This is a genomic window from Chthoniobacterales bacterium (genome assembly GCA_018883245.1).
GTDB lineage: Bacteria > Verrucomicrobiota > Verrucomicrobiia > Chthoniobacterales > JACTMZ01 > JACTMZ01.
This window is the reverse complement of the sequence record VEQL01000032.1, coordinates 22,717-32,708: the sequence shown is the minus strand read 5'-3', so window position 1 is coordinate 32,708 and position 9,992 is coordinate 22,717. Positions and strand designations below refer to the sequence as shown.

Here is a 9,992-nt window from a genome sequence, read left to right as displayed (position 1 = left end):
ATTACTCCATGTCCGTCATCATCTCCCGCGCCTTGCCTGATGCGCGCGACGGACTCAAGCCCGCCCAGCGCCGCATCCTCTACGCGATGCACGACCTGCGCTTGTTTCCCGGGCGGCAGCACATCAAATGCGCGAAGATCTGCGGCGACACGAGCGGCAACTACCACCCCCACGGCGAAGCGGTCATCTATCCTACCCTTGTGCACATGGCGCAGGACTGGGCCATGCGCGAGACTCTGGTTGATGGACAGGGCAACTTCGGCTCGGTCGAAGGCGATCCGCCGGCCGCCATGCGTTACACCGAGGCGCGCCTCACCCATCTGGGCACGGCTCTCATGGCCGACATGGACAAGTCCACCGTCGACTTCGTTCCGAACTATGACGAGCGCCTGAGCGAACCGATCGTCTTCCCCGCCGCATTCCCGAATCTTCTCGTCAACGGAGGCACCGGCATCGCCGTCGGCATGGCGACCAACATGCCGCCGCACAATCTCGGCGAGGTCATAGACGCCATCTGCGCACAGATCGACAAACCCGACATCACGCTCGACGGGCTGATGAAATACATCAAAGGCCCGGACTTCCCCACGGGTTGCCAACTCTGCGGAGTTGGCGGCATCCGCCAATACCTCGAGACCGGCCGCGGCTCGGTCAAAGTCCGCGGCAAAGCCGGCGTCGAGGAACTCAAGGGCAACCGCGAGCAGATCGTCATCACCGAGATCCCCTACAACGTCAACCGCGCGACCCTCGTCGAACGCATCGCGGATCTCGTCAATCAGAAGACGATCACCGACATCAGCGCCATCCGCGACGAGTCGGATGAAAAGACGCGCGTCGTGGTCGAACTCAAGCGCGACGCCAATCCGAAGGTCGTCATCAACAATCTCTACAAGCACACCGCGCTGGAGACCTCGTTCCCCATCACGATGCTGGCCATCGACCACGGCAAGCCGAAGCTGCTGTCGCTCAAAGAAGCCATCTCCTGCTACATCGAGCATCGCCGTGAAGTCGTCCTGCGCCGCACGCGCCATCTCCTCGGCGAGGCCGAAATCCGCGCGGAAAAACTCGAGGCCTTCCTCATTGCGCTGGCCAACCTCGACGACTTCATCCGCATCATCCGCAATTCGAAAACCCGCGAAGAAGCCAAGGTCAAACTCCTCGCCTTCGAATTCACCCGCAAGCAGGTAGAGAAATTCGGGGTCAAAATCCGGCGCGATGACCGCCTGACCGACGGCGAATACCTTCTCACCGAACAGCAGGTCGATGACATCCTCGAACTCCGCCTCTACCAGTTGACCGGCATGGAGAGCGACAAGGTGCTCGGGGAATACAAGGAACTCCTTTCCACCATCGATGACCTCATGGACATCCTCGCCCGCGAGGAGCGCGTGCTCGATATCATCAAAACCGAGCTGCGCGAAATTAAGTCCAAATACGCCGGGCCGCGCCTCACCGATATCGTGCCCGACGAGGGCGAAATCAACATCGAAGACCTCATCACCAACGAAGGCTGCATCATCACGGTCACGCACCGCGGATTCATCAAACGCACCGCAGTGAGTGCCTACCGCGCCCAAAAGCGCGGCGGCAAAGGCGTCATCGGCATGCAGACCCGCGAGGCCAAAGCGGAAGACGAGGAGGACGATTTCGTCGAGCACCTCTTCACCGCCAGCACGCACGACTATCTCGTTTTCTTCACCAAGAAGGGGCGCTGCTACGTCGAGAAAGCCTACAATATTCCCGAGATGGGCCGCGCGGCGAAGGGACGCTCGATTGCCAACCTGCTCGAGTTCAAACCGGGCGAGGAAATCGCCGCCGTCATGCGCATCCAGGCCAAGACCGGCGCGGGCAAGGACGAAACGTGGGATGAAAATCTCCACATTCTCTTCGCCACCAAGACGGGCATCATCAAGAAGAGCAACCTCTCCTCCTACCGCAACATCCGCAAGGGCGGCATCATCGCGATCAACATCGAGGAAGGCGACGAACTCATCGCCGCGCTCATGACCGACGGACACAACGAAGTCGTCCTTATCACCAAGGACGGCATGAGCATCCGTTTCAGCGAGGAAGATATCCGCGACATGGGCCGCACCGCGACCGGCGTGTGGGGCATCCGTCCGGAGAAAAAAGATTTCGTCATCGGCGCTGCCTTGGTTGTGACCGACGCCACCCTGCTGGTGGCCGGCGCCAACGGCGTGGGCAAACGCACCGAGTTCGACGAATACCGACTGCAGAAACGCGGCGGCAAGGGCATCATCACCATGAAGGTCACCGACAAGACCGGCGAGGTTGTCAGCGCCCTGAGTGTCCGCGAAAACGACGAGATCATGCTGATCACCAGCGGTGGACAAAGCGTCCGCACACGCGTGGCCGAAATCCGCATGACCGGCCGCAATGCCCAAGGCGTCCGCCTCATCGGCCTGTCCGAAGGTGAAAAGCTTCAGGCCATGGCCCCCGTCGTCAGCCAGAGCCAGGAAGACGCCGCCGAGAACGCGGAAGCGTAACCAGCGGGCGGACCTTGAAAGCCATCTGCGACTACGAGGCAGGCAAGACGAAGCTCTGCCCGCCGTCCGTCCTCGAAGAGAATGAAGGTCAACGTCGCGTATCAGGTCAGCGAAGACATCAAACGTCTGGCCCCCCACTCCCGCAAACGCCTGCGGTGCGCCATCCGCGAATTGGAGCATGAAAAAGGCGACATCAAGGCCTTGGAAGAAGATCTGCACGGATATTTCCGCGTAAAAGTCCGGTCCTATCGCGTCATCTTGGCTTACCGTGGAACAAAGCGGCCCGGACCGCCGGAAATAGACTGCCTGTTTTGCGAACACCGCTCGACGGTTTATGAAGCTTTTGCGGCGACTGCAGGTTATAGGTCGGAAAGCGGATCCATATGACCAACCTCCAGCAAACCACATTCAACATCGACGACCTGCGCGCACGCGCGGAAGGAGGCGGCTCGATGTCGCCCGCCGTGCGTCTCGGCGTGCTTGGCTGCCCGGTTGCGCACTCGCTTTCGCCGGCTATGCATAATGCCGCCCTTGAAGCGCTCGGCTCCGATGCGCGTTACGCCAAGATTGAATGCGCACCCGAACAACTCGCCACGGCGATCGATCTGGCCCGCCGCGCGGGATTCATAGGGCTCAATTTGACGATTCCCCACAAATTCGAAGCGCTGAAACTTTGCAGCGAACTCGACGAAACGGCCCGCCAACTGGGCGCGGTCAACACCTTGCTGTTCGACGCTGACCGCACCGTCGGCTTCAACACCGATGGACAGGGTCTCGTGCGGGCCATCCGCGAATCGTTCGGGATGGATTTGAAAGACCTGCGCGTCATGATCCTTGGTGCCGGCGGCGGGGCCGGCTCCGCTGCAACCCTGCAATGCGCATTGGAAAAGTGTCCGCGCTTGGTGCTGGTTAATCGCACGGCAGCGAAAGCACAAGCCGTGGCCAAGAAAGCATTCGCCCTCTTGCACACGGACCGCCTCGAAGGCCCCGAGGATCTGGTGACGGTAATTTCCTTGGACGGCTCCGCGCTGCAAGCACAACTCGGCCGCACCGATCTTGTGATCAATGCAACATCGCTGGGAATGAAGCGCACCGACCCGCGCCTGATCCCGGCGGCGCTGATCACCCCGGACCTCATGGTCTTCGATATGATCTACCGCCCCGCGGTCACACGCCTGCTCGAAGACGCAAGGTCGGCCGGCGCCCGCACGGCCAACGGCCTTTCGATGCTTCTGCACCAGGGCGCGCTTTCGCTCGAGATTTGGCTCAACCGCACCGCACCGTTGGATGTCATGCGGAGTGCGCTGCAAAAAGCCAGCTCCTGAGTTTCTCATCAGGCCTCCCTCGCGAGGGGCGAGGCTTGCATCATTCCGCGGACCCCCGTGTAATTAGCCTCGTGGCTGAAAGAGAACTCCAGATGTTCGTCGGCGACTGCCTTGCCCGTGGCGCCTCGAGAGACGACGTGGCCCGAGGTTTGCGTTCCGCCGGTTGGCCGGAGCGCGAAATCCACGAGGCGTTGGACTACTACATCGATGCCGGGCTTCCGCTGCCCGTGCCCAAATGCCGTGCTTCCGCGGGACCCCGCGAGGCTTTCCTTCATCTTCTTCTGTTCGCGTCGCTCGCGACTTGGGCGACCGCTCTCGGATCATTGCTTTTTGATTTCATCAACATTCGCTTCCCGCTGCTGGATGGACGCCCGGTCGTGGATTTTGGTTCGATCCGCTTTGGTGTAGCGGCGCTTGTCGTGGCATTTCCCGTTTTTGCGCTCACGTTGCGGCGGGTGAAAAGGGACATCACCGCGAACCCGGCTCGCGGAATGAACCCCGTGCGCCGCTGGCTCACCTACATCGCGCTTTTCGTCGCGGCGCTCATTCTTCTGGGCGATGCGATCGGGACAGTTGTGTCGTTCTTGAACGGCGAACTCACCATCCGTTTTGTCCTGAAAGCTGCGGTCATCGCCGCACTTGCCGGGGGCGTGACTTGGTGGCTCCTGCGCGAGTTGCGCGAGAAAATACAACCACTGCGCCCGGCATGGTATGCGGTTTGCCTCGCGGTGATAGCGGCGATAGCCGCGGCCGTGTGGGTCACCGGCGGACCGCTTCGAGCACGGCTCGAGGCGCAGGACGAACAGCGCGTGCGCGACCTGCTTTCAATTTATCAAAGCGTGAACCAATTTTATCAGGCGCAGAAGCGCCTGCCTGCGACGCTTGAAGAATGCAACACCAACCCCGGAAGCTTTGTTGCAGACCAGACGGACCCTGTCACCGGTGGAGCTTACGAATACGAGGCCGTTGACAAGGACACTTTCACACTGAGGGCGTCCTTCGACCTGCCCAGCCGCGAAGACCGCGGCAATGGCGACTATTCCGGACCGTCGGATGACGGCTTCTGGAGGCACGAAGCCGGGGAGACAACATTCACGATCGAGGTCGGCCCGCCCAACCAGTAGCCGGCGCAACGGCACGTGCCGGGCGCCTCATTTCCGCCAATACATCGATTTGAGCGGGTGTTCGTCGAGCACATTGCCTTCGATGCCCGCGAGGCCCTCATCATCATAGAGCTGGATACCGACGTAGAAATACAGCGGGCACACCGGCATCTGCTCGCAAACGAGGATTTTTTCGGCTTCGCGCAGGATCGCGTGGCGCTTCGCCGGGTCCAGTTCGGCGGCCGCTTCTCCGATAAGCCGGTCGTAGCGCGGATCACTCCAGCCGGTGCGGTTGTTTCCTCCCCCCGTGACGAACATGTCGAGAAATGTGTTCGGGTCGGGGTAATCGCCCACCCAGCTTGAGCGGGCGATGTCATAGTCCAATGTGCTCAGCGAGCGCAGATAAACTTTCCACTCCTGGCGCAGTAGTTGCACGTTCACCCCGAGTTCGCGCCGCCACATGCTTTGGAGTTCGACGGCAATCGCCTCGTTCAGCTCCCCTTCGCTGTAAAGATAGTTCACCATGGGAAATCCTTTGCCATCCGGATATCCCGCCTCCGCCAGCAGCCGTTTCGCCTCCGCGGTATCCTTCGTTCCGCATTCGTCGCAGGGCTCGTAACCGCCCGCCCCCGGCGGGACAAAGCTTCCGGCCGGCAGCTCACCGGCGCGGGTAATGCGATCGACAATCGACTTTTTGTCGATGACGAGACTGAAAGCACGCCGAACGCGCGGGTCGGTGAAGGCGCCCTTGGCGCAGTTGTAGCGCAGGAAATACGTGCCAAGGAACGGCGCCGCGTGAAAATCGTCGCGCTTTTTGATCTCAGAGAGCAGGGCCGGGGGAACAAGGCCCTTGTCCATCATCAAATCGGCCTGCCCCGACGCGTAAAGGTTGAATGCCGTGTTCGCCTTGCTCACCGGAATGACGTCGATGGCATCCAAGGCGACGCTCTTCGCATTCCAATAACGCGGATTCTTGCGCAAACGGATGCGGTCGTTGAGCCGCCAAGATTCGAGCAGGTAGGCGCCGTTGCCGACCAAGTTTCCGGGTTTGATCCAATTGTCGCCATGCTCCCCGATCACATGCGTTGGCACGGGCAGCAACGTGACAAAAGCGCACAGATCGAGAAAAAACGGCGTGGGATTCTCAAGCTCGACACGCAACGTCCGGTCGTCGGGCGCGGAGACGCCGACCTGACCGAAGTCCTTCAGCGTCCCCTCGTTGAAGGCCTTGGCGTTTTTGATGTAGTGCAGCTGGTAAGCGTATTCCGACGCCGTGGCCGGATCCAGCGTGCGGCGCCACGAGGCGACGAAGTCCTGCGCGGTCAGCGGCCTCCCGTCGCTCCACACCAGGCCCTCGCGCAGAGTGAACGTGTATGTCTTGCCGTCCCCGGATATCTCCCAATTTTCGGCCATCCCGGGCTGCGGTTTCCCGTGCTGATCGAATGTGAGGAGCCCCTCGAACAGCGCGTTGGCCACGCGCCCTTCCGGCTGGCCGGTGATGAGAGCAGGATCAAGGGTCTCCGGTTCGGCCCCGTTGAGAAAAACCAGATCGGCACGCTTTTGCGGCGAGCATCCCGCACAGAGCAAGAAAGCGATGAAAATCAGGCGGGCCATGCGCCATTGATGGCTGGATCGTCGCTTGCTGACAATCCCCCGCTTGATCTCCTATTCTGCACCAATGCCGCCGAACATTGTCCGCTTCACCGGACTGACCGCACTGCTTTGCGCGATGCTGGCTGCGACCGCGTATTTTGTCGCGCTCAACAGCGACCATGCCGCCACCAACGGCGACGAATTGCTTTACGCGCAGATGACCTATGCCACGGCCAAGAGCAGCCACTGGCTGCCGCTGCAGACGATGATCGAGCGACATCGCAACACCAAGCCGCCGGGTCTTTTCTGGCAGGGGTTGGTGAGCACGGACTGGGCGAAATCCTACACGCTTTGGAATCTCCGCTGGCCGAATGTGCTCTACACGCTGGGGACGGCGCTGATGGTTTTTGCGCTGGCACGCAAAGCGTCCGCAAGCGCATCCCTCGGCCTGCTCGCCGCGCTTATTTATCTGAGCTTTTTCGGAACTTACCGATACGGGCGAGTCTTCCTTACATCCGCGCCCGAAACATTCTGGCTCTTCGCCCCGTTTTTTGCGCTGCTTTTTTGGCGTCCGCGCGCGGGCGGACTCACTTGGCCGATGACATTCGCCTTCGGATTGATGACCGGATTTGCCCTCCTCTACAAATCTTTCGCCTTGGTGCTCCCCGCTGCGGTTGGCTTTTCTTGGTGGACACTTCACTTGCGCGGTTACGGCTGGCGCGAGTGGTTGCGTTCGGACCTTCCGAAAATCGCCCTGCTGGGAGTTATTGCCCTCGGTGTGTTCAGCCTCTGGTTCGCGCTCGACCCGCAACGCCACCTCATTCTTCAAGACTTCGTGCTCCGGGAAAATGCCGGCAAATTCGACACGGGCGGTCGGAGCTACTTCGTCAATCTTCTTTGGGGCGAGTCGAGCATCTGGCGCAGCGTCATTTCCTATCCGCTCAATGCAGGACTGCTAGCCCCGGCCATCGTTGCCCTCTTTGTTGTTTCGTGGCGGCACAGGCGCGATCTGGGCGACAGCGAGAAACTGCTTTGGATCTGGGTTGCCGCGGTTTTCGCCGTTTTCACGCTGCCGAATCAGCGCGACGAACGCTATCTGCTGCCGGCAATGCCCGCCCTCGCCGTGCTTGCCGCCTTGCGATGGTCGCAGATACCCCGGTGGGTGCTCGCAATCAGTCTGCTTGCCGTGGCGGTGATCGCCTCGGGCATGGCCCTTGGCGCGATCATTCTGACCTCGGACGCCGGCGTAGGGCCTCTGTATCCATGGTTTTACTGGATCTTTATATCTGCGGTGGTCGGCTTCGCGGTCATCGGGATGATCCGTGGCGCATTGACCCACGCATTCGTATGTCCGGCGATTCTTCTTCTTTACCTGTGCTATGCCGCCTTCCTGATTCCCTTCGACGGGCCGCGCGGCGAGTTCGACCAAGCAGCGAAGGATTTCGCTCGGGGGAAGAGCTACGCGGCACCGATCAATTTCAATGCCCGCGAGGAAATCTATCGCTTCATGCTGCCCGGGAGCGATCCGCGGCCCTACCACGTGAACGACTTTACCTTCGACGAGATCCGGGCAAACAATAGCGTCTTCATCGTCACGCTCCCGCTGAGCGATATGACCGTCGAAAATTCCCCCGGCCTGCGTGTCATCGGCACGCGCCTCCAAGTGATCGACCGCTTCAACAACAAGGAGACAATGGACATGCTGACGGGCAATATTTCCCGCAATCTCTTCAAAAAGGACCTGTTGGTCGAAGCCGTCAATCCATGAACGCGTCGTCCCGCTCTTGGGCAGTTTGGCTCGCGCTCGCTTTGGGCGTGTTCGTTTATCTTTTCAACCTCGGCAGCGAGCACGCCGCGACCAACCCCGACGAACATCTCTACTGGCAGATCACGCGCATGACCGCGCAGGGCGGCGAATGGCTACCGCTGAAAAACCTGTCCGAACCGGAACGTAACACCAAGCCGCCGGCGCTTTTCTGGCAGGGCATCATTGCAACCGACTGGGGCAAGCACTGGGACCTGTGGCGAGTGCGCCTGCCCGTCGCGCTCTATACGCTGGCCACAACGGCGCTGGTGCTGCTGCTGGCACGCCGTCTTTCCGGGGATACGCGCACAGGCATCCTTGCCGCGCTTGCCTTTCTCGCATTTTTCAGCACCTACCGCTACGGGCGCGTCGTTCTGACGTCATCGCCGGAAACATTCTGGTTTTTCCTGCCGTTTTTTATCCTTCTCTACCGGCGTCCGCAGCCGGCCGCCCTCACTTGGCCATTGGCCGCGGCTTTCGGTCTCATGGTGGGCGCGGGCCTTCTCTACAAATCGTTCGCACTGGTGATCCCCTTCGCGGTCGGGCTTGCCTGGTGGACGATGCATCAGCGCAGCTACGATATCCCCTCGTGGCTGCGCGCGGCGGCACCGAAGATCATTTTGATCGCGTTGCTTGCCGTAGGCGTATTCGGCCTCTGGTTCTGGCTTGATCCGCATCCGGAAAACATCTGGCGCGATTTCGTGCTCAAAGAAAATGTCGGAAAATTCGACCCGAAGCGCGGCAGCTACATCGTCAATTTTTTCGCGGGCAACTACACGATCTGGCGCATCCTGTTCGGCTATCCCTTCAACGCAGGCCTGCTGGCCCCCGCTGTTGTCGTCCTTTTTTTCATGGCTTGGCGCGGAAGGCGTTCACTTTCCCAGCCAGAGCAGCTTCTTTGGATCTGGATCCTGACGCAAATGATCGTCTTCGCTTTCCCGAACCAACGCGACGAACGCTATCTCCTGCCTGCCATGCCAGCCCTGGCCGTGCTGCTCGCGATTTCGTGGAGCAAGCTCCCGCGTTGGACATTCACTTTGAGCCTTTCCGCGGTTGCGTTGATCGCGTGCGTGTTTCCCGTCGGCGCAGCAGTGCTCACGGGCGAACTGCAATCCGGCCAAATCTATCCGTGGTGGTCGTGGGTCGTGTTCGCTGCCGTTATTGCGTTCACCGTGGCCGGGTTGCGCCGCGACACGCTGGCGCGCGCATTCATCTGTCCGGCCATCCTGCTGCTTTATCTCGCCTACGCGGTTTTTCTGATCCCGTTCGACGGACCGCTCGGCGCTTTCGACGAAGCGGCGAAGGCCGCGGTGCGGGGCAAGAAAGTCGTCCTGCCTTCGGTTTACGGCGCCCACGACGAGGTTTACCGGTTCATTTTGCCCGGTTGCGATTTGGAGCGAGTCCACATCGAACCACCCGTGAAACTGGATGACATGCGGGGGTCGTATCCGCTTTTTATCCTGCCCGTGCCGGCCCGCGACCACAGCATAGAAAACGCCGCCGGACTGCGCGTTCTCGGAGCACGGCTTAATCTTGTCGATCGCTTCAAGGGCAACGAGACGCAGGACATGCTGCGCGGCAACATCACCGGACAACTTTTCAAGAAAGACCTGCTGATCGAAGTGACGACACCGGCAGACACCTCCTCCCCGTGACCGGG

General features: G+C 60.6%; 7 protein-coding genes. 6 read left to right on the top strand and 1 reads right to left on the bottom strand.

The genetic code is table 11. From position 1 onward, the window contains the following. The 4 genes from gyrA to FGM15_10670 form a co-directional block, all read left to right on the top strand. Nucleotides 1-2,507, top strand: a 2,507-nt coding sequence (gene gyrA / locus FGM15_10685) for a DNA gyrase subunit A (protein ID MBU3666323.1), incomplete at its 5' end; no start/stop codon positions are given. An 81-nt stretch (nt 2,508-2,588) separates the two neighbouring features. Next, the gene (locus tag FGM15_10680) at nt 2,589-2,894 is read left to right on the top strand and encodes a hypothetical protein (protein MBU3666322.1); all 306 of its coding nucleotides are present in this window, start codon (nt 2,589-2,591) and stop codon (nt 2,892-2,894) included. Further along, nucleotides 2,891-3,832 carry a shikimate dehydrogenase gene (gene aroE / locus FGM15_10675; protein MBU3666321.1) on the top strand — a complete coding sequence of 314 codons (942 nt, stop codon included), beginning with the start codon at nt 2,891-2,893 and terminating at the stop codon, nt 3,830-3,832. The genes FGM15_10680 and aroE overlap by 4 nt, the downstream gene beginning before the upstream one ends. Before the next feature lie 71 nt (nt 3,833-3,903). After that, complete coding sequence (locus FGM15_10670; GenBank protein MBU3666320.1) at nt 3,904-4,956, top strand: hypothetical protein; 1,053 nt, start codon at nt 3,904-3,906, stop codon at nt 4,954-4,956. A 27-nt stretch (nt 4,957-4,983) separates the two neighbouring features. Here FGM15_10670 and FGM15_10665 read toward each other — a convergent pair whose 3' ends face one another. After that, nucleotides 4,984-6,549, bottom strand: a complete 1,566-nt coding sequence (locus FGM15_10665; protein MBU3666319.1) for a peptide ABC transporter substrate-binding protein — start codon at nt 6,547-6,549, stop codon at nt 4,984-4,986. A gap of 64 nt (nt 6,550-6,613) precedes the next feature. Here FGM15_10665 and FGM15_10660 point away from each other — a divergent pair, with 64 nt between their 5' ends. After that, nucleotides 6,614-8,296, top strand: coding sequence for a phospholipid carrier-dependent glycosyltransferase (locus tag FGM15_10660; GenBank protein MBU3666318.1), 1,683 nt, complete (start codon nt 6,614-6,616; stop codon nt 8,294-8,296). Beyond that, the gene (locus FGM15_10655; GenBank protein ID MBU3666317.1) at nt 8,293-9,987 is read left to right on the top strand and encodes a phospholipid carrier-dependent glycosyltransferase; all 1,695 of its coding nucleotides are present in this window, start codon (nt 8,293-8,295) and stop codon (nt 9,985-9,987) included. Before FGM15_10660 ends, FGM15_10655 begins: the two co-directional genes overlap by 4 nt. The last annotated feature ends 5 nt before the right edge of the window (nt 9,988-9,992 follow it).